Raw genomic sequence first — 24,351 nt, forward strand, 5'->3', positions numbered from 1 at the left:
CGGACCTATCCAATCCGGTTTCCGCTCACCGGATCAAACAGATGCAGCGCCGCCGGATCGGCGGCGAGGCGGATCGTGTCGCCCGGCCCCACGTCGCTGCGGCCCATGACGAAGACGCAGACCTGCTGGTTGGCCAGCCTGACATAGAACTGGGTCGACAGGCCGAGCGGCTCGACCACCTCGACCTCGGCCTTCAGCGCGCCGTCGTCGACCAGCTTGATGTGTTCCGGCCGCAGTCCGATGGTGAGGTCGTCGCCATCGCTCAGCGGCAGGCCATCCGGCAGCCGCAGCTTCTGGCCATCGGCGAGCACGGCATCCGCCTTGCCGCCCTTGGCGACCTTAGCCGGCAGGAAGTTCATACCCGGCGAGCCGATGAAGCCGGCCACGAAGGTGTTGACCGGACGGTCGTAAAGCTCCAGCGGGCGGCCGACCTGCTGCACATAGCCGTCATGCATGACGACGATGCGGTCGGCCATGGTCATGGCCTCGACCTGGTCGTGGGTGACATAGACCGACGTGGTCTTGAGCTGCTGGTGCAGCGCCTTGATCTCGGCACGCATATGGACGCGCAATTTGGCGTCGAGGTTGGAGAGCGGCTCGTCGAACAGGAACACCTTGGGGTCGCGCACGATGGCGCGGCCCATGGCGACGCGCTGGCGCTGACCGCCGGAAAGCTGGCGCGGCAGTCGGCCGAGATAGGCGTCGAGGCCGAGCCGCTTGGCGGCTGCACCTACCCTGCCGTCGATCGTCGTCTTCTCGGCCTTCTTCAAAAGCAGGCTGAAGCCCATGTTGGAGGAGACATCCATATGCGGGTAAAGCGCATAGGACTGGAACACCATGGCGATGTCCCGGTCCTTCGGCGCGACATCGTTGACCAGCCGCTCGCCGATATGGATCTCGCCGCCGGTAACTTCCTCCAGGCCGGCGATCATGCGCAGCAGCGTGGACTTGCCGCAGCCGGACGGGCCGACCAGCACGACGAACTCGCCATCGGCGATCTCGAGATCGACGCCGTGCAGGATGCGCAGCGCGCCGTAATCCTTCTCGACGTTTTGCAGCGTGACGGAAGCCATCTTTTATCCTTTGACCGCGCCGGCGGTGAGGCCGGTGACGAGATAGCGTTGCAGGAAAGCGAAGAAGACGCAGACCGGGATCAGCGCCAGGATGGAGGCCGCCATCATCTGCCCCCAGTCGACGGCGAACTTGCCGATGAAGGTGAGCAGGCCGACGGCAAAGGTCTTCTGCTCGTCGCTGGAGATCAACATCAGCGCGAACAGCAATTCGCTCCAGGCGGCGGTGAAGACGAAGCCGAGCGTTGCGCCCATGCCGGGCAAGGTCAGCGGCACGATGACCCGGCGCATCGCCTGAGCGCGGGTGCAGCCGTCAATCATCGCCGCTTCCTCCAGGTCTTTCGGGATGCCGTCAAAGAAGGATTGCATCAGGAAGGTTGCGAAGGCGGTGTTGAAGGCGGTGTAGATGATGATCAGGCCGATCAGGCTGTTGGTCAGGCCGAGATCGCCCATGATGCGGTAGATCGGCGGAATGACCATGACCAGCGGGAAGGTCTGGGTGAGCAGCAACAGGATCGCCAAAGTCGCCTTGCCGCGGAAAGTGAAGCGCGACATGGCATAGCCGGCAAGAGTGGCGATGACGGTGACAAAGGCGGCCGTTGACACCGAGACGATGACGCTGTTGAGGAAATAGCGCGGAAAGTCGGAGGCCTCGAGCACGGTGGCGAAGTTCTGAAAAGTCGTCTGCGACGGCCAGAAGGTGATGCCTTCCGAATAGAGCAGACGCTCGGGCGTCACCGAGATCTTGAGCGTCCAGAAGATCGGAAACAGCGCGAAGATCACGTAGGCCGCGATAGCGCCGTAGAGACCGATGCCGCCGAAAATGCGCGAGGAGGTGGAGCGACCGGCGATCATCAGACGTGCCTCACCAGGGTGCGGCGGATGGCGATCAGGCCGATGGCGTAGGCGATCAGCAGCACCAGAAGCAGCACCGCAACCGCCGAAGCGTAGCCTTTGTCCAGCGACTTGAAGGCGCTGACATAGATGTAGACCGGCACCGTGCTGGTCGAGCCGGCCGGCCCGCCCTCTGTCATGACGAAGATCAGGTCGGCGAAGGTGGCGATCCAGATGGTGCGCAGCATGACGGTGATGACGATGGTCGGCGCCAGGAAGGGCAGCGTCACCTTGGTGAAGCGCTGCCAGGGCGAAGCGCCGTCGATGGCCGCCGCTTCATGCAATTCGGACGGGATCGACTTTAGCGCCGCCAGCAGCGTGATGGCGAAAAACGGGATGCCGAACCAGATGTTGGCGACGATCGGCCCCCACATGGCGGTGGCGGGATCGGACAACACGTTGGTCGGCTCGGCCTTCAAGCCAAGCGCGAACAGCCAGTGCGGCAGCGGTCCGATGATAGGGTTGAACAGCCAGGCCCAGGTGAGGCCCGAGAGAAAGGACGGCACCGCCCAGGGCAGGAATACCACCGCCTGGACGACCTTGCGGCCGTAGAAGGGCTTGTCGAGCAGCAGCGCGAGACCCAGGCCAAGGAAGAACTGGAAGAACAGGCTGGCAACCGTCCACCACAACGTGTTGATCAGCGCCTGGCCGAGCACCTGGTCGGAGAGCATCGCCTGGTATTGGGCGAGGCCGACATATTGCGACTTGAAGGCCGAGAATTTGCGGAAGGAATAGCTGATGCCAATGATCAGCGGCACCAGTAGCACCAGGACCAGCAGGACGATGGCCGGCGAAAGATAGAGCCACGGCTCGATCGCGGCCTTGCTCAGCCGTTGCTTTCGCGGCCGGGCGGCGGATCGGATTTCGGAGACGGCGTAGGTCATGCGTTTTGGCTCTACGGTGGTGAGTGGGTGCCGGCGGGCAAAACAGCGTTCTTCTCCCCGTAAAACGGGGAGAAGATGCCGGCAGGCAGATGAGGGGCGGAGCCAGCCTTTCAGAAGTCAGCGCTGCCCCTCATCCGGCCCTATCGGGCCACCTTCTCCCCGTAGAACGGGGAGAAGGAAATGGCCTGCGCTTACTTCTTGTTCTTGGCCAGCCAGTCCTGCTGTTCCTTGGTCAGGAACTTGGCCCATTCGTCGGCCACTTCCTTGGCCGGCTTCTGGCCGAGCAGCACTTCCTGAAAATTCTTGATCGCCACCTGGTCGACGAAGTTGCCGAGGTTTTCCAGATGCGTCGGCGGAGTCACCATTTCATATTTGGAGCTGTCGTTGAGCTCGGTAAACCAGCCCTTGAACTGCTCGGTCTTGAAATGGGCGTCCTGGTCAGCGCCGTTGTGGATCGGCACGACGCCGACTTCCTTGGCCCATTCCAGATTGTCCTTGGGTGACAGAAGTGTGGCCATCAGCTTCCAGGCCTCGTCCTTGTGCTGGGAATTGGCGAACATCGCCCAGCCGGCATAGCCCAGCGTCGGGTAGGACTTACCGCTCGGACCCACGGGAAGCGGCGCCACAGCGAAGTCGTCGGCGCTCATCTTGTCGGCGATGCCGAGCAGCGCGTCCGGATCCTGGTTTAGCATGGCGCAGGTACCGGAATAGAAGCCGGTGACGGTCTCGTTGAAGCCCCAGCTCACGGAATCTTTCGGCGCCAGACCGTTCTTGTACATGTCGGCCAGCATCTGCAGACCCTTGACCGAGCCTTCGTCATTGATGGTCGAGACGCCGTCGTCGGTGAAATAGCCGCCTTTGCCGTCGGCGATGTTCATGAACATGTGCATGCCGTTGAAGGCGCCGGGACCCCCGCGCAGGCAGTAGCCATATTTGCCGGGGATGGCCGAGATCTTCTTGGAGAAGGCGACGAACTCGTCGAGGTTTTCCGGCGGACGATCGAGGCCGGCTTCCTTGAACAGCTTCTTGTTCCAGAACAGCGCGTTCACATAATAACCGTAAGGGATCATGAACTGCGTGTTGTTCACGGTCGAGCCGAACTGCTTGGCACGGTCGCCGAGCGTCTTGGCGTCGGGCCACTTGGCCATGTAGGGGCCGAGATCCTCGAGCTGGCCGTTATTGGCGTAGAGGCCCATCCAGCGCTCCGGCATTTCAACCACGTCGGGCGTGTCGCCGGCCTGCACCATGGTGAGGAATTTTTCGAAGGCCTGCCCCCAAGGCAGCGACACCACCTCCACCTTGATCCCCGGATTGGCGCTCTCGAATTCGGCGATCTGCTTTTTCAGGAATTCGGTGCGCGGCGGGCTGGTGATGACCTCGACCAGCTTGATGGTGGTGTCGGCCAACGCACCGCTGGCGGAGATCGCCAGGCCGGCGACGGCGGCAAGCATGAAGGTCAGTCTTTTCATCTTCAGGACTCCCATTTTCGATCCGTTATTTTTTTGACTTGTCGAAGGCCTGGGCTATGTCGGCCCAGAGGTCCTCGACATTTTCCAATCCGACATTGAAGCGGATGGTTCGGGGGCTGACGCCGAAGCGCGCCATCGAATTGATGCCCGGCGTCTGCTCGAGCGAGGCCTTTGCCGGCACGACCAGGCTTTCATGGCCGCCCCAGCTGACGCCGATGCGGAAATATTTCAGCGCGTCGACAAAAGCCGGGATGTCGACATCCTCGGTGACCTCGAAGGAGAACAGGCCGGCATAGCCGGCCAATGTCTTCTTGCCGGGATGGTTGGAATAGGCGGGGTGGTTGACGCGCTCGACCTTGCCATGCGCCTTCAGCCGCTCGGCAAGGATGAGCCCGCTCTTCATGTGATGCGGCAGGCGCAGCGGCAGCGTCCTCAGGCCACGCAGCAAAAGCCAGCCTTCGAAGGGCGACAGCTTGCCGCCAAGCTGGGAATAGGTCTGCTCGTTGATATGCTTGATGTGGGCGGCCGAGCCTGCCACCACGCCGGCGACGGTGTCGCTATGGCCGCTCAGATACTTCGAAGCCGAATGCAGCACCAGGTCGACGCCATGCGAGATCGGCTTCTGGAAGACGGGCGTCGCCCAGGAATTGTCGATGGTGGTGACAATGCCCTGCTCCTTGGCCAGCCGCGTCAGGTGCTCCAGGTCCTGCAGCTCGAACATCATCGAGGTCGGGCTTTCGAGGTAGAGCAGCTTGGCGCCGGGAAGCGCCGCGGCAACTGCGTCGGGATCGGAGCCGTCGACATAGTCGACCTTGATGTGCAGGCGCGGGAACAGCCGCTCGAACAGGCGGTAGGCGTCGCCATAGCAGTTGCGCACCGCAACCATGCGCTCGCCGGCGCCGACAAAGGCGAGCACCGTGGCGCTGATGGCCGCCATGCCGCTGGAAAAGCCGCGCGCGGCCTCCGCGCCTTCGAGCGCGGCGACACGCGCTTCGAATTCCATCACCGTCGGGTTGTCGCCGCGCGAATAGATCGGCTGCTTTCGCCGCCCGGCGAAGGTGTCGGCCATGTCGGCATAATTGGCGAAGGTGAACAGCGAGGTCTGGTAGATCGGCGGCACCACCGCACCGTCGGGAAACGGATCGTCATGCGCCAGCAGCGTCGCCGCCTCGCCGAGATAGTCGCTGGCCATCGAGGCCGGGTCGAAAGTACTGGGCTGCTCGTTCATCTGCGGTCCGAAAGTTTGAGGTTGGCAGCGCCGCGCTTCAAATCGTCCTCGACGGTGGCGATGAGTTTTAGCGCCTCGGCGCGAGCGCCATCGGGGTCACGCGCGGCGATGCAATTGAAGATGGTCCGGTGATAAGGAAAACTGGCATGGCCGAAGTCGCGCACGCCGAGTGGATGCTCCCAGAAACGGTGGAAGAGCTCATGCATGGCGCTGATGATCTGCTCGAACAGCGGATTGCCGGAGGCGCGGTAGACCGCCTGGTGGAACTCCCAGTCTTCCTCCGAGGACATGCCTGCGCGGGTGCGGAAGGCATCTTCCATGATGTCGAGCTTGCGCTCGATCTCGGCGATCTCGGCCTTGCCGCCGCGGATGGCGCAAAGGGCCGCCGCCTCGGCCTCAAGGGCCCGGCGGATCTCCAGCGTGCGCATCAGGCCGGCAAAATCATTGCCGCCGGACAGCGTCAGCGGCATGTGCAGCATATCAGGGGAGACGGCGGCCTTGAGATAGGTGCCCGAGCCCTGCCGCCGCTCGACAAGGCCGAGGCCTTCCCAGCGCGTCAGCGCCTCACGCACCGTATTGCGGCTGACCTTGAGGCGTTCGGCGAGGATGCGCTCCGTCGGCAGCTTCTCGCCGGGACCCAGAGCCTCCTGCCGCACGAACCCCGCCAAGGCCTTCAGCACCGCGTCGTCGCGCGCCGTGGTCTGGATGGGGGGCAGGAAATCGGTCACGCCGGCTGAGCCTAAAGTGGTTCAATGGTCCAACCAATTTCTGCACAGGCGGAAAGATGAGTCAACAACCGAAACCAAGCCCAACGCCGAATGGCGGGTTTTCCGGTCACAAGGCGGAATGGTAAGTCGGCAAATCGTCCTTACAACGTCGCCGGCAAAGGTCCGATGGCGGCAAGACCGGCTTCTGTCAGTGCATAGACGCCGCGCTCGGCCCTGGCAAACCAGCCATAGTAATTGTGCAAAAGGATGCTGGCGGCGCGCGGCGAAAGGGTTTTGAGGTCGCGCGGCCGTTTCGGGCCGTCGACCATCGCGGCGGCGCAGGCGAGCGCCTCCTGGCGATAAGCAGTCATGATCGGCTTCTTGCGTGTGCTGCCGCCGACGGACGGATCTCCCTTGCGGCGGTGATGCTCTTCGACCAGGCGCGAGCGCCGCCTGGGATCGCGGCGCGGCGGCAAGGCGGCGGGACTGAGCAGCAATTCCACCTCGCCCTTCTTGCCGACGCCCAACAGGCCGAAGCCGAGACGGCGGCAGAGCGCGCGGAAGCGACGGTCGTGCTCACGGCCCTTGCCGCGCGCCGACATATAGGCGGCGAGCCACACTTCGTCACAGGCCGCCGCGCGGTCGACGGCTTGCAGGACGAGCTCGAGGTTGAATTGCAGCTTGAGCTCGCAAATGACGACGACGTCCGGCTCGCCCGCGCGCAGGCCGACCATGTCACAGCCGCCGATCTCGCCCTTGACGGCGAAGTCCATGCTCTCGAGGAACCGCTTCACCGGCTCGTAGAGGGAGGTTTCCTGCATGCGATATGCCATAGCCGATTCGCAGCGGTCCGGTCGCGCGGACGTTAGCACAGTTCGCAGCGCCGGCTTTCAGGGGCGATGCAGGTAATCCTCGATCGACTGGGGTTTCATCTCGATCGAGAAGCCGGGGGCGCCTGGCGGCATATAGGCGGCGTTGCGGATCACGCAGGGTTCCAGGAAGTGCTCGTGCAGATGGTCGACATATTCGATGACCCGGCCATCCTTGCTGCCGGACACGGCGACATAGTCGATCATCGACAGATGCTGGACATATTCGCACAGGCCGACGCCGCCGGCATGCGGCCAGACCGGCAGGCCGAATTTGGCGGCGATCAGCAGCACCGCCAGAACCTCGTTCAACCCGCCCATGCGGCAGGAATCGATCTGCACGACGTCGATCGCGCCGCCGGCGATGAACTGCTTGAACATGATGCGGTTCTGGCACATCTCGCCGGTCGCGACCTTGATCGGCGCCACCGCCTTGCGGATTTTCGCGTGGCCGGCGATGTCGTCCGGACTGGTCGGCTCCTCGATGAAGAAGGGCTTGGCGAAGGCGAGGTCCTTGAGCCAGTCGATCGCCTGGCCGACCTCCCAGACCTGGTTGGCGTCGATCATCAGGTAACGGTCTGGGCCGATCACCTCGCGAGCGATCTTGAGACGGCGGATATCGTCGGTGCGGTCGCGGCCGACCTTCAGCTTGATGTGGTTGAACCCCTCGTCGACCGCTTCCTGGCAGAGGCGCCTGAGCTTGTCGTCGGGATAGCCGAGCCAGCCGGCGGAGGTGGTGTAGCAGGCATAGCCTTCACGCTCGAGCGTGGCGATGCGCTCGGCCTTGCCGGTCTCGGCCTTCTTCAAAATCTCCAGCGCTTCTGCCGGCGTGATGGCGTCGGTGAGATAGCGGAAATCGACGATGCGCACGATCTCTTCCGGGCTCATCTCGGCGACCAGGCGCCAGACCGGCTTGCCGGCTTCCTTGGCCCATAGATCCCAGACCGCGTTGACCACCGCACCAACCGCAAGATGCATGGCGCCCTTGTCCGGGCCGATCCAGCGCAGCTGGCTGTCGCCGGTCACGTGGCGCCAGAAGCGGCCGGGATCCCCTTTCACCCAGTCGAGATCGAGCCCCACGACGAGGTGGCGCAGCGCTTCGATCGCCGCGCAGCAGATCTCGTTGCCACGGCCGATGGTGAAGGTGAGGCCATGGCCTTTCAGCGACGGGACATCGGTGTCGAGGATGACATAGGCAGCCGAGTAATCCGGGTCCGGATTCATCGCGTCCGAGCCGTCGAGGCTTTGCGATGTCGGGAAGCGCAGGTCGAAGGTTCTGAGGTCTGTGATTTTGGTCATTGCTGCCTCGTAACTGGCTTGCCTCACAACTCAACTGGCGGCCGAAACGGCCTCAGATCGACCAGCCGCCGTCGATATTATAGGCCTGTCCTGTCGTGTAGGTGGCGCCGGCCAGGTAGACCGCAAGGTCGGCGATCTCCTCCGGCGTGCCGATCCTGCCCATCGGCTGACGCGCGATGAAGGCGGCGCGCGCGGCCTCATAGTCGCCCTGCGCCTGCATGCGGCCCTGGAGCGAGGGGCTCTCGACGGTGCCCGGGCAGACGGCGTTGCAGCGAATGCCCTTGGCGACATAATCGGCGGCGATCGACTTGGTCAGGCCGATCACGGCCGCCTTGGTCACGCCGTAGGCGAAGCGGTTCGGCACGCCCTTCGGGGCGCCAGCCACCGATGCCATGTTGATGATCGAGCCATCGCCGCGCTCCAGCATGCCGGGCAGCACGGCGCGGATGGTGCGGATCATGGCGCGCACATTAAGATTGAAGGCAAAGTCGAGATCCTCGTCCTTCATCTCCAGGATCGAGCCGGCATGGACGAAGCCGGCGCAGTTGAACAGCACGTCGACTTGGCCGATCTCGGCGAAGGCGGCCTTCACCGCCTCGTCGTTCAGCACGTCGAGTTTTCGCGTCGTGATGCCAGGCGTCTTGCCAAGCTCGGCCAAGGCCGCCTCGTTGATGTCGGTGGCGTGGACGATGGCGCCCGCCTTGGCGAAAGCCGGCGCGCTTGCCCGTCCGATGCCCTGCGCGGCCGCCGTGACGACCACGACCTTGCCAGTGATATCCGCCATGTTCTTTGTCTCCGTCTTTCAGCCGGGCCGTCGCTCGACGATATAGATGTGATCCGCCGCCAGCACGACCTCGTCGCGCTGGTTCAAAACCTCAACGCGTTCGACGACGCGTCCCGCGTTTGGCCGTTTCGGGTCGTCTTCCTTGGCAGCGATGGTGGTGCGCGTGCGGATCGTATCGCCGATGAAGACCGGCTTGATGAAGCGCAGCCGGTCGTAGCCGTAAGAGAAGGCGACCGGGTTGACGACGCTCGCCGTCAGCCCGACACCGACCGAGAAGACCAGCGTGCCATGCGCGATGCGCTGGCCGAAGGGCGTGGTCTTCATGAACTCGGCATCCATGTGATGCGGGAAGAAATCGCCGGTGTGGCCAGCATGGACGACGAAGTCCGTCTCGGTGATGGTGCGGCCGCTGGTGAGGCGCGAGGAGCCGATCTCGTGGTCCTCGAAATAGGTGGTCTGTTCCATGTCCGGCCTTACGGCTTTGCAGCCAGCGGCGTCGCCGGCGCGGCACTCGATTTATAGGCGGCCTCGACCAGCGCCATGGTGTGCCAGGCGTCCTCGACGGAGCTGACCAGCTCCGCGTCTTCGCCGGATGCGAAGCGCTGGACATTGGCCATGCGGCCGACAAAGGCATCGGGGAACCATTCGCCGGCGAGCGGCACGGTGACCCACTCCGACCCGCCTTTCGGATAGATTTCCAGAATGTCCGGCTCGCCGCGCGGATAGTCGAGGTTGAGGCCGAGCTTGACATAGGCTGCGCCCTCGGTGCCGCAGATGCGGAACTCGCAAGCCTGATGGCGGCGCCCGAATTTGTGGTCGTGGTTGATCGAGAGCGCGCAGCGCACCGTATCGCCATAGTCGAGGATGGCGCTGGTGCGGGTCTGCGCGACCTTGTGATTGGGATGGCCGAGCGTCTTGGCATGCACGCCCAAAGGATTGCCGAGAAGCTGGCGGATCAGATCGAGATAATGGATCGAATGCATGGCGATCTCGACGCGCGGCGCCTTGAGCAGGAATTCCCAGAGCTGCCAGGGCGTATCGAGCGCCAGAAGCGCGTCGAAATCGACGACCTCGCCCAGCCATCCACGGGCGATGGCGTCCTTCAGCGCCAGCATCATCGGCGCGAAGCGGAGCTGGAAATTGACCGCCGCCTTGAGCTGCTTGGCGCGGCAGATTTCGAGGATCTCCGTCGCCTCGCCGAGATAATTGCCCATCGGCTTCTGGATCAGCGCCACAGCGCCATCCGGCAAAGCCTTCAGCACCTCGACATGCCGGCCCGGCGGGGTGGCGAGATCGAAGATCGCGTCCTTTACCGCAGCCGCTTCCTCGACCGAACGGAATGCCGTCACGTCCCATGTGTCAGCCAGTTTTTGCGCCTTGGCCTGATCCGGATCGTAGAGGCCGGAAATCGGGAAGCCGGCCTTACGATAGGCGGGAAAATGCGCGTCGCCGACGATCGAGCCGGCGCCGAACGTCACGATCGAGCGCGGTTTTAAAGGCTTCGGCCAGGACTGCGCCAGCGATGCCGGATCGAAGGCATCAGTCATAATGGAAGACCTCGTCCATCGAGGCCCACCACTCGCCTTCTTTCCGCGTCTCAAGCGGCTCCTGACAGGGCATGCAAACGGACCACCATTCCTGCGTCTTCGGGTCGGCGGCCATCTTGGCCATGTCGGCGGCGTAGTCGGTGCCGTGATACTCGAAATAGGAGAAAAGCAGGTTCTCCGGCCGCTTCAGGTAGATCGAATAGTTCTTGATGTTACAGGCCGAGATCATGGTCAGCACGTCCGGCCAGACGGCAGCGTGAAGGCGGACATATTCCTCGACCTTCTCGGGCTTCAAGCCCAGAACCATTCCCATGCGCTGCATATCCGTCTCCCTATTTCGCGATCGCCGTGGTGAACTCGGCGATGCTTCTTGCCTTCACGGCGTCCCAGTCCCAGTCGATGCCGATGCCGGGCTCGCTGGGCGCCAGCGCATGGCCATTCTCGATGCGCATCTTGTCGCCCGTCAACTCGTCGAGCTGCGGAATATATTCGACATATTTGCCGTTCTGGATGGCGCAGACCAGGCTGACATGCAGTTCCATCAGGAAATGCGGGCAGACCGGCATGTCGAAAGCCTCCGCCGCGTGGGCGACTTTCAGCCAAGGGGTGATGCCGCCGATGCGACCGGCATCGACCTGGACGATGTTGCATGCACCCTTCTGCATGTATTCGCGAAAATGCCTTATCGAATAAAGCGACTCGCCGACCGCGATCGGCGTCGCGGTCGAGTTCGACAGCCGCACATGGGCGTCGATGTCGTCTGCCGGCAGCGGCTCCTCGATCCAGGCGAGATCGAGATCGCGCAACCGCTCGGCGCGGCGGATCGCCTCGTCGACGGAAAAGCCCTGATTGCAGTCGGTCATGATCTCGTAGCCGTCGCCGACCGCCTTGCGCACTGCCGACAGCCGCGCGACGTCCTCAGAACCGTGCGGCTTGCCTATCTTCACCTTGGAGCCGGCAAAGCCCTTGGCCTTCGCTTCCAGTGAATCGTCGACCAGTGCCTGTGTCTCGATATGCAGCCAGCCGCCCTCTGTCGTGTAGAGCGGGCAGCGGTCCTTGGCGCCTCCGGCGAGCTTCCAGAGCGGCAGGTTCTGTTTTCTCGCCCGCAGGTCCCACAAGGCGATGTCGATGGCGGCGAGCGCGATCGCCGTGATGGCGCCGATGGTGGTGGCGTGGGTGGCGAATTCGAGGTCGTGCCAGATCGCCTCGATCTTGTCGGCGTCGCGACCGATCAGGCGCGGCGCGAGATGGTCGGCCAGAAGCCGCATCACCGACGAGCCGCCGGTGCCGATTGTGTAGCTGTAGCCGGTGCCCGATGCGCCGTCGGCATCGGTGATGGTGACGATCGGCGTCTCCTGGCTGACGAAGCTCTGGATGGCGTCGGTGCGCTTCACCTTCGGCACGAGATCGACCATGCGCAGCTCGATCTTCTCGATTTTCGCCATGTTAGCTCCTCAGCGACTTGCCGGTTTCGGCGGAGAACAGATGCGCGCGGCTCAGGTCGAAGCTCATGCCGATCCTGTCACCGGCTTTCAGCGGCTTGGGATTGAGCATGCGCGAGACCCAGTCGGTGCCGTTGAACTCGGCGAAGACCAGCGTTTCGTTGCCGAGCGGCTCGGTGATGCTGACCGGCAGCTCGACGCGGTGGACTTCGGTCTCGCCGCCGGAGCTCAAGCCGTGGCCGGTCGGGTAGAAATCATCGGGGCGGATGCCGAATACGACCTTGTCGCCGACAGCCGTCTTCGACTTGAACTGGCCGGGCAGCGGCAGGCTGTCGCCGCCGCTGAACATCAGTCGCCCGTCGCTCACCGTCGCCTGGTGCAGGTTCATCGGCGGCGAGCCGATGAAGCCGGCAACGAAGTGGGTGGCAGGCCGGCTGAACACCTCGTCCGGCGTGCCGACCTGCTCGATATGGCCTGAGCGCATGATGACGATGCGGTCGGCCAGCGTCATCGCCTCGACCTGGTCGTGGGTGACATAGATCACCGTCGACTTGACCTTGGCGTGCAGCTTCTTGATCTCGGTGCGCATCTGCGTGCGCAGCTTGGCGTCGAGGTTGGAGAGCGGCTCGTCGAACAGGAAGACATCCGGATCGCGTACGATGGCGCGGCCCATGGCGACGCGCTGGCGCTGGCCGCCGGAAAGCTGCGAGGGGCGGCGCTCAAGCAGCTCGTCGAGACCGAGGATGGCGGAGGCTTCGGCAACGCGCCGGTCCATGTCGTCCTTGGCCGCACCCGCGATCTTGAGCGAGAAGCCGAGGTTCTCGCGCACCGTCATGTGCGGGTAGAGCGCATAGGACTGGAACACCATCGAGATGTTGCGCGAGCGCGGCGGCAGGTCATTGACCATGCGCCCGCCGATGTCGATCATACCGCCGCTGATGTCCTCCAGCCCGGCAATCATGCGCAACGTCGTCGACTTGCCGCAGCCGGAGGGGCCGACCAGCGCGATGAATTCGCGGTCGGCGATATCGAGATCGATGCCGTGCACAATCTCCATATTGCCGTAGCGCTTGGTGAGCTGTTTCAGCGAAACCGTTGCCATGGAAATCAACCTTTCACCGCGCCGGAGGTCAGGCCGCCGACGAGGTGTTTCTGGACGATATAGGTGAGGGTCAGCGCCGGGATGATCATTACCACGGCCAGCGCGCACATGCCGCGCCAGTCGATGGTGAACTCGGCCGTATAGTCGAGTAGGCCGACCGGCAGCGTCTTGGAATTGACGGAACGAGTGAGTTGCGAGGCCAAAGCGAACTCGTTCCAGCAGGTGAGGAAGGCGAAGATGGCGGCCGAGGCGATGCCCGGACGCGCCAGCGGAAATTCGACCTGCCAGAACGCCTGCCAGCGCGTGCAGCCGTCGATCTGGGCTGCTTCGGCAAGGTCCTTCGGCACTTGGCGGAAGAAGCCGTCGATCAGCCAGATGGTGAACGGCACGTTGAGCGCGACATAGGCCAGGATCATGCCGATATGAGTGTCGATGATGCCCAGCCGCACGTAGAGGAAGAACAAGGGCAGCGAGAGCGCGATGCCGGGCACGGTGCGCGTCAGCATCAGGCCGAGGAACATGCCCGACTTGCCGCGGAAACGGTAGCGCGCGAAGGCGTAGCCGCCGGCCATGCCGATGGCCACCGCGATCACCGTCGAGGTGACCGAGATGATCAGCGAGTTGCGGAAATAGTCAAGCACCGGGATGCCGCCTTTGCCGATGCCGCTGAACATGGCGACATAAGCGTCGACGGATAGCTGCTGCGGAATCCAGACCGGCGGCTTGGCCATGATCTCGACCGTCGGCCTCAGCGACGACAGCACGATCCATATGCCCGGCAGGCAGATCACCAGCATGGCGAGGAATAGGCCGACACGGTGCGCGATAGTCAGCGCGCGGCGCGTGAGGCGGGCGGAGGCGTTCTCGTCCATTCTCACCACTCCGCGCCGATCTGCGCGCGCGCCGCGGCGAGCTTGTTGTAGAAATAGACGGTGAAGGCGATCGACAGCAGGATCGAGAAATAGGCCATCGCATTGGCGAGGCCCATGCGGGCATCGCTGTAGGCGGTGCGCCCGACCAGCGTCCACAACAGCTCGGTGCGGCCGGCCGGGCCGCCATCGGTCATGATCTTGACGATGTCATAGGCGCGCGCGACATCGAGCGAGCGGATCGTCATGGCGATATAGGCGAAGGGCATGACGAAGGGCCAGGTGACATAGCGAAAGGTCTGCCAGGGCGTGCAGCCGTCGACGCGGGCCGCCTCGATCGGCTCCTTGGGCATGGCGAGCAGGCCGGCCAGGATCAGAATCGCGAAGATCGAGGTCGACGACCAGATCTCGGCGATCGAGATGGCGATGAAGGCGAGATGGCCTTCGATCAGCCACGGGATGGCGTCCTCAGTGATGCCCAGCGACTGCAGCGCATTGTTCACCAGGCCGATATTGTCGTTGAACATGAATTTGAACTGGAAGCCGACAAGGATCGGCGAGAACATCATCGGGAACATCATCAGCGTGCGCAGGATGCGCTGGCCGCGCGTTGCCTTCTCGACCAGCATGGCCAGGCCGAGGCCGAGCAGCATCTCGAGGTTCAGCGCGATGGTGAGCAACAGAACGGTGCGGCCGAAGGCCCACCAGAAGTCCGCATTGGTGAGGATCGACAAATAGTTCCTGAAGCCGACGAAGACGAAGAAGGTCTCGGGCCGCGTCAGGCGGAAGGGCGTGAAGCTGGAATAGAGCGACAGGATCAACGGTAGCACCACCACAGTCGCCAGCACGACCATGGCCGGAAGCAGCAGCAGGAACGGCGCGGATGGCTTGAAGCCCTTCATCAGGATCCTGTGGTGTATTGCATTCATTTCGGGCCGCCACGGGCATGGCCCCGGCCGGAGCGGAAGTCAGCGGCGACAAGACGCTGTCGCCTCCCCCATTCACGATGGGGGAGGCAGCCTTGGGAGTGCTGCTTAGAGCTTGCCGGCGTCCTGAAGGATCTGCGTCGCCTTGGCGGCCGCCTCGTCCAGGGCCTGCTTGGACGTCTTGTCGCCAAGGATCGCCGCCTGCAGTTCGGGGTAGACGGCGTTGGAGATCTCGATCCACTCAGGCGTCTGCGGCACGGCGAAGGCGTGCTTGGCTTCCTCCTGGAAGGCGGCGAGGACCTCCTTCTTGTACGGATCGTTCTCAGCCTGCTTCAGGTCCCAGTCCCAAACCGCGGTGCGGGTCGGCAGCGGGCCGGCGGCGGCTTCCAGCTTCTGGCTGTCCTCATTGGTCAGCCACCAGACGAGCGAAGCGGCGGCTTCCTTGTTGGCGCAGTTCTCGGTCACTGAGAAGCCGTGGAAACCCGACCAGCCGGTGCGCTTGCCGGAAGACCCCTTGGGCGCGACCTTCACGCCGACATTGCCGGCGACCTTCGAGGACTTCGGGTCGTTGAAGAAGCCGGCCCAGCCCGGCCAGTCGAGGTTGATCGCCACGGTGCCCGAGGCAAAGCCCTGGCCGAGATCGTCCCAGAGATAGTTGGTGGTGCCGGCCGGCACGGCCTTGGCCTTGTAAAGATTGACGAACCAGTCCAGCGCACGGATACCGGCCTCGGAATTGAAGACGGGCTTGCCATCCTTGTCGAGATATTCGCCGCCCTCGGCGACCACCATCTCGTAGAAGCGGCCGTTGATCGCCTCTTCCTTTCCGGCGAACTGCGTGCCGTAGAAATTCGGCGGGTTGGCGAAGAACTCGGCCTGGTCGGTGACTTCCTTCCAGGTGTCCGGCGGCGCAAGGTCGTAGCCGTATTTGGCCTTGAACTTGGCCTTGTTGTCGGCCTTCTCGTAGAGGCTCTTCTGGTAATAGAGCGCTGAGACATCGAACTGCGCGCGCGGCAGCATTTCCAGCTTGCCGCCGATGGTCGCGGCCTTGATCGTCGAGGGCACGAAAGCGTCGATCTCTTCCTTCGGCAAGAGCTTGCTGAGGTCGGTGTAAAGGCCCGTATATTGCGGCGCGAAGGACGAATGGTTCCAGCCGACGCACCAGTTGGTGCTGCCCGAGGCGATGTCGGACTTCAGCTCCTTGTCGATATCGAAGCCGTTCTTCTTGGTCAGGATGTTGACCTTGGCGCCGGTCGCCTTCTCCCATTCGGGGATGCGCTCGTAGAGCTTTTCATATTGCTGGCCGCCGATCAGCTTCACGTCGATCGTCACGCCCGGAAATTTGCCGGGCAGATCGGCCGAAAACGCAGTGCCGCTCAACAGCAGGCCAGCCAGGCCGGCGGAAATGCCTCGAACCAGTCTCGTCATGTTCTCCTCCCATGGGCTCGTAGCGACGGCCTGCCGAGTGCGCGACCGATCGCTTGAGCTTCATTCATATGCAAATAGCATTTTCATTTCCGGGTCAAGCCGATTGTGCTTCCAGCGGAATGAAGTTCATGCATATATGCAGATCGAAATTCACTGGAGGGACGGGTGGCAGAGGAAGAAGACGGGGACCGCTACCGCGCGCCGGCGCTGGACAAGGGGCTGGATATTCTCGAGTTGTTGTCCAGCGTGGACGGCGGGCTGACGCAGGCGGAGATCGCAAAGCGGCTCGACCGCAGCCCGAACGAGTTCTACCGCATGCTCGACCGCCTGGTGCGGCGCGGCTATGTCACCAAGATCGACGGCGACCGTTACTCGCTGACGCTCAAGCTCTTCGGCCTCGCGCAATTGCACGCACCGGTTCGCCGGCTGGTGTCCTATGCGACGCCGATCATGCGGGAGCTGGCCGAAACCTCATCGCAGGCCAACCAGTTGGTGGTGTTCGACCGGGGCGCCGCCGTGGTCATCGCGCAGCAGGAAGCGCCGCGCTATTGGGGCATCTCAATCCGCGTCGGCTCGCATATCAGCCTGTTCGACACCGGTTCCGGCCATGTGCTGCTTGCCTTCCGCTCGCCCGAAGAGCGCAAGATGATGATCGCCGAGCATCTGCAGAGCACCGAGCATCTCAACCTGACGCCGGAATTCTTCGCCCGCCTCGACCAGGTGCGCGACCGCGGTTACGAGATGATGGCGTCGCTGCAGACCGCCGGCGTCTACAATCTTTCGACGCCAGTGCTGGGGCCGGACGGCAGAGCCATCGCGGCGCTGACCATTCCCTACATCACCTTGGTCAATGCGCCCACGGCGCCGGACATCACACTGACGATCCGGCATCTGCAGGATGCAGCGGCAAGGCTCTCGCAGCTCGCCGGATCGGATGTGCCACAATCGTCGTAATTTCTTATTTGAATAATAGATTTTTCGGCGAGATAGTGTCGGAAGCCCGGGAGGATACGCCGCGATGATCATCGACACGCATCTGCACCTCATCGACCAGGGCGCGCTTCGCTATCCATGGCTTGCCGGTGTGCCGGCGCTGAACCGCGATTTCTCCTATGCCGAATATGCCGCCGATGCGCGGCGCTCAGGCATTGTAGCCGTGTTGCACATGGAGGTCGACGTCGACCCCGCCGACATCGCCGCCGAGACGGCGCATGTCAAGGCGATCGCCGGCCAGGCGGGCAGCCTGCTTCGCGGAGCGATCGCCTCCTGCCGGCCCGAGGAGGCCAGTTTCGAGGCTTATCTGGAAACGGTCAAGGCCGAGCCGTTCGTCAAGGGTTTCCGCCGCGTGCTGCATGTCGTTCCCGACGATCTTTCCGAAGGCGCGCTGTTTCGCCAGAACATCAAGCGGCTGGCCGGCACCGGCCTGACGTTCGATCTTGTGGTGCTGCCGCATCAGATCCCAAAGGCAATGGCGCTTGCCGACCTCGCGCCCGACGTCCATTTCGTTCTTGACCATTGCGGCGTGCCCGACATCAAGGGCAATGCCGAGCATCCGTGGCGAGAGCATATGGAAGCAATTGCCAAGCGGCCCAACGTCGTCGGCAAGATTTCCGGCGTCGTCGCCTATGCCGATCCGGCGACGTGGACGGTCGAGACGCTCCGGCCCTATGTCGAGCACACGATCCGGTGCTTCGGCTGGGACCGAGTGATCTGGGGCAGCGACTGGCCGGTCTGCACGTTGGGCGGCGGGCTGACGACCTGGATCGCCGCCACGCATGCGCTGCTGGCCGGCACAAGCGACTCGGAGCGGACACGGCTGCTCTCGGGAAATGCGCGCCGTCTCTGGCGGATATAGACGTCAAGCTCGCGGAGCGTCGCGGCCACAATCGGCACATCTAGCCAGCGGCTGGCGCGAAACTCTCCCGGAACAGGCGGTTGATATCGGCGACGACGCAGCGGGCGTCCTGCCGGCCGGCAAGGCCTTCATTGATGCGGTCCGAAGCCAGCTGCTGGAAGGCCATGTAGCCGTCATGGCGCGGGCGGACCCAGGCGCCCTCGAGTGTCGCCCGCGTAGCGCGATAGAAGTCGCCGGTCACGGCGTTGACGGCATCGTCCTCCCAGGCCGCGGCGTGGCCGGGCTGGCCGCCTGCGGCAGCATAAGGGCCGCGCTGCACGTCGCCGCTGGCGATCCAGTAGGCGAAGTCGATTGCCGCCTGGCGCTGGGCGGAAAAGGCGGAGACGGCAATGCCGGTGCCGCCAAGCGCCGAGCCGACCGGGCCGTTGCCGCTGGCGACCGGCATGTCGGCGAAGGCGAGGCGGTGCGGGCGGAAACCCGCCACCGCATAGGGAACATAGCCATAGATCAGCGGTGCGCAGGCGATGCGCGAGCCGGGCTTGGCCATCTTCTCGAAGACGGCGATCGGATCCATCGTCAGGCATGCGGGATCGACAAGTGCTGCGATCTCACGCAGCATCTCCAAGACGGTTTCGCCGGTCTCGCCGTCGACAAGGTCGGCCGAACCGTCGACTATGCATGGCCGGCCGAGATCGGCGGCCAAAGTGTAGAAGCACATCAGCGAATGCGGCGGCCGCAGCGGCAAGAGCACGCGGCCCTGCCCGGCAAGCGCCAGCACTTCGGTCCAGATCGCCGGCGCAGCTTCGATCAGATCGGGCCGCCAGGCCTGCACCTGGGTCGCGGCGTCGATCGGGAAAGCCCATTGCCGGCCCTGCCAGGTATAGCTCGGATAGGATTGGCCGACGCTTGCCGCAGCCAGCGCCTTGCGTTCCGCCTCGCGTCCGGGCACATCGAGCGGCGCCAGGCATTTCTCGGCGGTGATCTGGCCGACATGCGGGTGGTCGATGACGATCAAATCATAGGCGCGGGCGAGCTCTTCCACCCGGAAGGATTCGAAATCCTGCAGCGAGCGCTTTTCCCATTCGGTCGAGACGCCGGTCTTTTCCTTCCACAGCGCCGAGCATGCCGCCATCGGGTCGTAGCCGCGCGGATGGTTCCAGGTCATGCCTTTCAACCGGATCACAGGCCGAACTCCGCGCGGATTTTCTCGCTGTGCTCGCCGATCCGAGGGGCGGCCCGATCCACCTTGGCGCGCGCGCCGTCGACGCGCAGCGGCGAACGCGTGGTGAGGATCGACACGTTGTCTTCGCGTGTCACGGTCTGCAGCATGTCGAGCGTCTTGAAGCCATCGCTCTGCATCAGTTCCGACCAGGTCAGCACTTTGGCGCACCAGACATCGGCGGGTTCGAGGACGGCCAGCCATTCGCCGATGGTTTTCTCGGCGATGCGTCTGGCGATGATCGCCTTGATCTCGTCGCGGGCTGTGAACCAGGTCTCCAGCTTGTCGCGGAAAGGGTCTAGCTCAGGCAGTTCGAGCAGGTCGGCTATCTTCGGGATCGGCGTCATGGCAATCGCCAGGTAGCCGTCCTTGGCCGGATAGACGCCGTAAGGCGCCGAGAGATAAGCGTGGGCGCTGCGGAAGGACGAGCGCTTCGGCAGGCGGCGGCCGTCGTTGAGATGCGTGGTCAGCACCTCGAACTGGAAATCGACCAGCGCCTCGAGCAGGCTGGTTTCGACATGGCCGCCCTCGCCCGTGATGCCGCGCCGCACCAGCTTGGCGAGGATGCCTTGGGCGCAGGCGGCGCCCGCCAGCATGTCGGCGATCGCCAGGCCGAACGGCACCGGTCCCTGCTCTTCGTCGCCGTTCAGCCACATCACGCCGGAACGAGCCTGCGCGAGCAGATCCTGCCCAGGGCGCTTGACCCAGGGACCGTCCTCGCCATAGCCGCTGATCGAGGCATAGACGAGCCGGGGGTTGATTGTGCTGACATGCTCATAGTCGAGGCCGAGCCGCTCAATGACGCCCGGCCGGAAATTCTGGATCAGCACGTCGGCCTTGGCGACCAGACCGCGCAGCGCGGCGAGGTCGGCTTCGTTCTTCAAATCGATGGCAAGGCTTTCCTTGCCGCGGTTGATGGCGTGGAAAATGGTGGAATCGCCGCCGATCTCGGTGTCGCTGAGATAGAGCCGGCGCGACAGGTCGCCGCCATCAGGCCGCTCGATCTTGATGACGCGCGCGCCGAGGTCGAGCAGGCGCAGCGAACAGTAGGGACCCGACAGGAACTGGCTCATGTCGATGACGACGAGGCCGGTTAGCGGAAGTTCTTTGTCAGCGGCCACGATTCACTTCTCGGTCTTGCCGACAAAATCGGCCGGGTTCTTGTATTTCACGGTCTGCAGATGCTCGCAGTAGAGCACCAGCTCCCCTTCACCCTTGAAGACTTCATAGCTGGCGCGGATCAGGCCCATATCCCGGTAGCGCGGCTTTTTGTCGAGGTTGGTGCGGATCGAGTAGATGGTGTCGCCGATGAAGACCGGCTTGATGAAGCGCAGTCTGTCGTAGCCATAGGAAAAGGCGTTGATGCAGTTGGTGGCGACCAGGCCGAGCCCGGCCGAAAAGACGAAGGCGCCCGCCACCAGCCGCCTGCCGAAGATATCTTCCTTCTCGGCGAACATCTGGTCCTGCACGTAAGGATGGATGTCCAGCACCAACGCGTTGAACATATGGCTTTCGCCCTCGGCGATGGTGCGGCGAAGCGAGCGGATTTTGTGGCCGACCTGCCAGTCCTCGTAGAACCAGTTTTCCGAATTCCAGACAGGGATTTCGGCATGCGCCTCAGGCATGTCGGCGGGATGCGTCGAGGCGACACCGACGGTCGGCGAGAATGCGCTCATGATCCTCTCCGGCAGCTTCCGAAGCGGCCGGCAAAGCGGTTCCGGGCGCGATGCCGGATGACGAGATGCATGGTCGCTTTCCTCCCACTGTTTTCTTTTGTGAATAATATTTTCACATATGGGATTGCCTTGCAAGCGACGATCGGCGAAATTTTCGCAAGGCCGACACCAACGGAGGAGCCGCCGGCGGCGCCAGGAAGATCGATGCAAAGCGCCTGTCTTGCCTTCGTTGGCAGTCCCAATCGCGGGGCGCCCTACTTCCAGGGCGCGGCGTCTACGCCTTCGACGAGGGGACGCTCGCCGTGCAGAAGCTTGCCGAGACCGACGAGGTCAGAACGCCGATGTGCGTGCGGATCATCGGGGACCGGCTTCAATCCTGATCTTAGCGAGTGGAGTTCTTAGCGACTGACTTTGCTCACTGGCCGATCCGCGCGAACGAGCCGGTATAGGTCTGGCCGGCAAGCGTGTAGGTGACGTTGAGCATTCCCGGCGACGGCATCGTGGCGGTGATGTCGGCGCCGTTCGGCAAGCGTCCGAGCTTCAACGTATTGCCGGAAATCCTGCCGGAGCCGTCGGCGACGCCCGGCTTGTTGTCGGCCAGGTCGCCCCATGCGTAGCTGGCCGTCACCTGCCCGCCTGAAGACACGGTCAGGATCGCCAGCTTGCCGTCATACATGCCGTTGAGCTGCCCCGCCCATATGCCGGAGAATGCGGCGTATCTGGCGGGAACGCCCTTGCCGGGTGGAACGATCGCGGCCGCCTCATCCAGCACCGCCGAATTCGGTGAGGCCGGAGCGGGAGCGGCGGCCGGAGCGGGTTGCGGGTCAGCAACAGGCTGTGTGTCTGGGGTCGATTGACAAGCAGCAAGCGCGACCGCAATGCAAAACATCGGCAAGAGACTGTTTGGCCGCGCAAGCAGTCCAGATTGAACCCGTTCCTCTACCAGTTTCCCACCCAAAACCGGAACTCTCATAAGCATCCCTCCGACAGGAAGCCTTAGCCTAGTTGCGGCCACCGGCATAGGGATTTCCTCGGGCGCTTGTTTCGCCGAATAGGACCTGCGTTCGCTTCCGCTGGAGCAGCTTTCCCGACATCTCGACTTGCAGGCATCCATCGACGCTCCGTCGCGGGCATGATGCCGGAACTCCCGTCAATGCCCAGCGTTCCAAAAGAAACCAGTAGCGAGCGCGCTCCGCCGATCCGAGCAAAGATTGTTCGTGAATTCCTCCGAGAAGAGCGCGATAGGTGCACGGAGGTCCAGCCATGGCTTTCACGCTTGAGAGTCCAGCCTTTGAAAACGGCCATACCATTCCCGAGCCGTATGTCCGCAACGGAGGCAATTTGTCGCCTCCCCTGCGGTGGAAGAACGCACCGGCCGGGACCAAAAGCTTCCTGCTCGTCGTCGAGGATCCCGATGCGCCGCGCGGCATGTTTCGCCATTGGGCTGTCTACGACATTGCCGCCGGGCGAGACCGCTTGCCGGAAGGCACCGCCGGACCGGAAACTTTCCACCAAGCCGTGAACGACTTCGGCAATACCTATTATGACGGTCCCCAGCCGCCAAAAGGGCACGGCGTTCACCATTATCACTTCCGCCTTTCAGCACTCGACGTTGAGGCGCTGGAACCCGGCGGAGAACCGGAAATCGCGAATCTTCTGGCCCAGGCGGAGCCGCATATGATCGCCACTGCCGACCTCGTCGGCACATATGAAAGCCGCTGATGCGCGATCCGACGCATCCTGTCGGCATTCGATCATGCCCCCGTTCGAACGAGGAGAAAGACAATGCCGGACAAGAAAACCATCGAAAAGGCGCGCGAGGACAAGCGCGAAGGCAAGTCGGCTAGCACGCAGGCCGGTGAATTCGTTCACGCGGAAATCGACAAGGTCCGCAAAGGCAAGCACGGCGCCCGCTCCACCAAACAGGCGATCGCCATCGGCCTTTCGGAGGCGCGCCGCGCGGGCGTCGACCTGCCGCCCCCCAAAAAAGGAGATGTGAAGGAGACCACACGCAAGAGCGCCAAATATGCTTACGAGGCAGGCCAGGGCGAACGGAAGCCAAAGCGCCAGCCGAAGGTCTCGAAGGCGGTATCGAAGGTGCTTGAGGGCGAGCCGAAGGGCACCGCCTCCCACAAGGCTCTGTCGAAGCAGGCCAAGAGCGCCGCATCCGGCCGCACGGCCGAAGAGCGGTCGGCGGCGGCAAGGAAAGCCGCTGAGACCAAAGGCGCCGCCGGACGATCGGCGGCAGCGCGAAAAGCAGCCAGAACCCGCGCCCAGCACGGTTAGAGCAATTTCAGGTCGAGCGGTTGCCCGTTCGTGCAGCAGTTCAGGAAGGACTGTTTGGTGGAGCCAATCGGAATCGAACCGACGACCTCTTGAATGCCATTCAAGCGCTCTCCCAACTGAGCTATGGCCCCACTCCCGGCAGTCGGCCGGCGCCGTTTCCGGCGAAGAGATCCGGCGCGATTGGGAACCGCGCCGTCGTTTAGTGCTGGCGGCTTCTAGCGCCGCCTTCGGTCAAGATCAAGCCTTGAAAAGCCGCTTTTTCGTCACAGGCCAAAATGGCCGGCAAACGAACTCAGACTTCGTCATCGTCGTCGCCGACGCCGATCATATCGGCGACGTCATCGTCCTCTTCCTCTTCGTCGGCAAGGAAGGTGTCGTCTTCGTCGTCGCCGAGATCGACATCCTCTTCATCGTCGCCAAGATCTGGAAGGTCGTCGCCGCCGCCCTTCACCTCGTCATCGGCCTCCTCGAGCGAGACGACTTCGGCGCCTTCCTCTTCCTCGGCATCCACTTCCTTCTCGGCGACTTCCTCATCTTCCTCGAGGGCGGAAATCTTGCCTTCCTCGAAATAGGAGCGTGGATAGCTCTTGCCGGTATAGGGCGAGACGATCGGGTCTTTGTTGAGATCGTAGAATTTCCGACCCGTTTCGGGGTCGACACGCTTGGTGCCAAGTTCAGCTTTTGCCACAGCAGGCCTCGTCAATAAAAGAGTGGTCCCCATAACGGCAGTTTTGAGCGCTGTCAAAGCCAAAAGCCGGCATTGTAAAATGCTCGTGTTCGAAGGCCTCGCACAAGGGGAT

The 24,351-nt window shown here is 63.3% G+C and carries 26 protein-coding genes and 1 tRNA gene; 4 read left to right on the plus strand and 23 right to left on the minus strand.

From position 1 onward, the window contains the following. Positions 1-5 precede the first annotated feature (5 nt). The 17 genes from LB526_RS18175 to LB526_RS18255 form a co-directional block, all read right to left on the minus strand. Positions 6-1,073: an ABC transporter ATP-binding protein gene (locus tag LB526_RS18175; protein WP_224628968.1), complete on the minus strand. Its 1,068-nt coding sequence runs from the start codon at positions 1,071-1,073 to the stop codon at positions 6-8. A 3-nt stretch (positions 1,074-1,076) separates the two neighbouring features. Beyond that, the gene (locus LB526_RS18180; RefSeq protein WP_095769336.1) at positions 1,077-1,925 is read right to left on the minus strand and encodes a carbohydrate ABC transporter permease; all 849 of its coding nucleotides are present in this window, start codon (positions 1,923-1,925) and stop codon (positions 1,077-1,079) included. Further along, positions 1,925-2,848 (minus strand): carbohydrate ABC transporter permease, encoded by a 924-nt coding sequence (locus LB526_RS18185; protein ID WP_224531429.1) that lies wholly within the window; start codon positions 2,846-2,848, stop codon positions 1,925-1,927. The genes LB526_RS18180 and LB526_RS18185 overlap by 1 nt, the downstream gene beginning before the upstream one ends. Positions 2,849-3,039: 191 nt before the next feature. Further along, on the minus strand, positions 3,040-4,317 hold the full coding sequence (locus tag LB526_RS18190) for an ABC transporter substrate-binding protein (protein WP_224628970.1): 1,278 nt from the start codon (positions 4,315-4,317) through the stop codon (positions 3,040-3,042). Positions 4,318-4,342: 25 nt separating this feature from the next. Then, positions 4,343-5,545: a PLP-dependent transferase gene (locus LB526_RS18195; protein ID WP_224628972.1), complete on the minus strand. Its 1,203-nt coding sequence runs from the start codon at positions 5,543-5,545 to the stop codon at positions 4,343-4,345. Further along, the gene (locus LB526_RS18200; protein WP_224602386.1) at positions 5,542-6,273 is read right to left on the minus strand and encodes a FadR/GntR family transcriptional regulator; all 732 of its coding nucleotides are present in this window, start codon (positions 6,271-6,273) and stop codon (positions 5,542-5,544) included. The genes LB526_RS18195 and LB526_RS18200 overlap by 4 nt, the downstream gene beginning before the upstream one ends. A gap of 140 nt (positions 6,274-6,413) precedes the next feature. Further along, positions 6,414-7,073 carry a DUF2161 domain-containing phosphodiesterase gene (locus LB526_RS18205; protein ID WP_224628973.1) on the minus strand — a complete coding sequence of 220 codons (660 nt, stop codon included), beginning with the start codon at positions 7,071-7,073 and terminating at the stop codon, positions 6,414-6,416. Positions 7,074-7,142: 69 nt separating this feature from the next. Further along, positions 7,143-8,420: an L-fuconate dehydratase gene (locus LB526_RS18210; RefSeq protein ID WP_224628974.1), complete on the minus strand. Its 1,278-nt coding sequence runs from the start codon at positions 8,418-8,420 to the stop codon at positions 7,143-7,145. Positions 8,421-8,472: 52 nt separating this feature from the next. Next, positions 8,473-9,204 carry an SDR family oxidoreductase gene (locus LB526_RS18215; protein WP_224628975.1) on the minus strand — a complete coding sequence of 244 codons (732 nt, stop codon included), beginning with the start codon at positions 9,202-9,204 and terminating at the stop codon, positions 8,473-8,475. A gap of 18 nt (positions 9,205-9,222) precedes the next feature. Further along, on the minus strand, positions 9,223-9,669 hold the full coding sequence (locus LB526_RS18220; protein ID WP_224628976.1) for a MaoC/PaaZ C-terminal domain-containing protein: 447 nt from the start codon (positions 9,667-9,669) through the stop codon (positions 9,223-9,225). 8 nt (positions 9,670-9,677) lie between these two features. Further along, the gene (locus tag LB526_RS18225; protein WP_224628977.1) at positions 9,678-10,751 is read right to left on the minus strand and encodes a Gfo/Idh/MocA family protein; all 1,074 of its coding nucleotides are present in this window, start codon (positions 10,749-10,751) and stop codon (positions 9,678-9,680) included. Continuing rightward, positions 10,744-11,073, minus strand: a complete 330-nt coding sequence (locus LB526_RS18230) for an L-rhamnose mutarotase (protein ID WP_135886830.1) — start codon at positions 11,071-11,073, stop codon at positions 10,744-10,746. The genes LB526_RS18225 and LB526_RS18230 overlap by 8 nt, the downstream gene beginning before the upstream one ends. Before the next feature lie 10 nt (positions 11,074-11,083). After that, positions 11,084-12,196 (minus strand): mandelate racemase/muconate lactonizing enzyme family protein, encoded by a 1,113-nt coding sequence (locus LB526_RS18235; protein ID WP_224628978.1) that lies wholly within the window; start codon positions 12,194-12,196, stop codon positions 11,084-11,086. A gap of 1 nt (position 12,197) precedes the next feature. Continuing rightward, on the minus strand, positions 12,198-13,295 hold the full coding sequence (locus LB526_RS18240) for an ABC transporter ATP-binding protein (protein WP_224628979.1): 1,098 nt from the start codon (positions 13,293-13,295) through the stop codon (positions 12,198-12,200). Between the two features lie 5 nt (positions 13,296-13,300). After that, positions 13,301-14,167 carry a carbohydrate ABC transporter permease gene (locus LB526_RS18245; protein ID WP_224531480.1) on the minus strand — a complete coding sequence of 289 codons (867 nt, stop codon included), beginning with the start codon at positions 14,165-14,167 and terminating at the stop codon, positions 13,301-13,303. 2 nt (positions 14,168-14,169) lie between these two features. Continuing rightward, positions 14,170-15,066 (minus strand): carbohydrate ABC transporter permease, encoded by an 897-nt coding sequence (locus LB526_RS18250; protein WP_224604582.1) that lies wholly within the window; start codon positions 15,064-15,066, stop codon positions 14,170-14,172. Between the two features lie 132 nt (positions 15,067-15,198). Next, entirely contained in the window at positions 15,199-16,515 is a 1,317-nt protein-coding gene (locus LB526_RS18255) for an ABC transporter substrate-binding protein (RefSeq protein WP_224628980.1), read from the minus strand. Positions 16,516-16,680: 165 nt separating this feature from the next. Between LB526_RS18255 and LB526_RS18260 the strand changes: the two genes are divergently transcribed. Both LB526_RS18260 and LB526_RS18265 read left to right on the plus strand, forming a co-directional pair. Next, positions 16,681-17,469 (plus strand): IclR family transcriptional regulator, encoded by a 789-nt coding sequence (locus LB526_RS18260; RefSeq protein ID WP_095769349.1) that lies wholly within the window; start codon positions 16,681-16,683, stop codon positions 17,467-17,469. Between the two features lie 64 nt (positions 17,470-17,533). Beyond that, on the plus strand, positions 17,534-18,370 hold the full coding sequence (locus LB526_RS18265; protein WP_224628981.1) for an amidohydrolase family protein: 837 nt from the start codon (positions 17,534-17,536) through the stop codon (positions 18,368-18,370). A gap of 40 nt (positions 18,371-18,410) precedes the next feature. Here the strand turns inward: LB526_RS18265 and LB526_RS18270 are convergent, their stop codons facing one another. From LB526_RS18270 to LB526_RS18285, 4 genes are all read right to left on the minus strand, one after another. Continuing rightward, on the minus strand, positions 18,411-19,535 hold the full coding sequence (locus tag LB526_RS18270) for an extracellular solute-binding protein (protein WP_224629077.1): 1,125 nt from the start codon (positions 19,533-19,535) through the stop codon (positions 18,411-18,413). Positions 19,536-19,549: 14 nt separating this feature from the next. Beyond that, a complete protein-coding gene (locus LB526_RS18275; RefSeq protein WP_224628983.1) occupies positions 19,550-20,710 on the minus strand; it encodes a CaiB/BaiF CoA transferase family protein in 1,161 nt (386 codons plus the stop codon). Positions 20,711-20,713: 3 nt separating this feature from the next. Continuing rightward, positions 20,714-21,265, minus strand: coding sequence for a MaoC family dehydratase (locus LB526_RS18280; RefSeq protein ID WP_224628985.1), 552 nt, complete (start codon positions 21,263-21,265; stop codon positions 20,714-20,716). 415 nt (positions 21,266-21,680) lie between these two features. Beyond that, positions 21,681-22,037 (minus strand): hypothetical protein, encoded by a 357-nt coding sequence (locus tag LB526_RS18285; RefSeq protein WP_224628987.1) that lies wholly within the window; start codon positions 22,035-22,037, stop codon positions 21,681-21,683. 491 nt (positions 22,038-22,528) lie between these two features. Between LB526_RS18285 and LB526_RS18290 the strand changes: the two genes are divergently transcribed. Both LB526_RS18290 and LB526_RS18295 read left to right on the plus strand, forming a co-directional pair. Beyond that, complete coding sequence (locus tag LB526_RS18290) at positions 22,529-22,987, plus strand: YbhB/YbcL family Raf kinase inhibitor-like protein (protein WP_224628988.1); 459 nt, start codon at positions 22,529-22,531, stop codon at positions 22,985-22,987. 63 nt (positions 22,988-23,050) lie between these two features. Beyond that, on the plus strand, positions 23,051-23,551 hold the full coding sequence (locus LB526_RS18295; RefSeq protein WP_224545358.1) for a DUF6496 domain-containing protein: 501 nt from the start codon (positions 23,051-23,053) through the stop codon (positions 23,549-23,551). Positions 23,552-23,606: 55 nt separating this feature from the next. Here the strand turns inward: LB526_RS18295 and LB526_RS18300 are convergent. Together LB526_RS18300 and LB526_RS18305 are read right to left on the minus strand one after the other, a co-directional pair. After that, positions 23,607-23,682: transfer RNA gene (locus LB526_RS18300), tRNA-Ala, on the minus strand. A 161-nt stretch (positions 23,683-23,843) separates the two neighbouring features. Then, entirely contained in the window at positions 23,844-24,239 is a 396-nt protein-coding gene (locus tag LB526_RS18305) for a TIGR02300 family protein (protein ID WP_224545357.1), read from the minus strand. Positions 24,240-24,351: the final 112 nt, after the last annotated feature.

Source organism: Mesorhizobium sp. CA6 (assembly GCF_020165035.1).
Classification (GTDB): domain Bacteria; phylum Pseudomonadota; class Alphaproteobacteria; order Rhizobiales; family Rhizobiaceae; genus Mesorhizobium.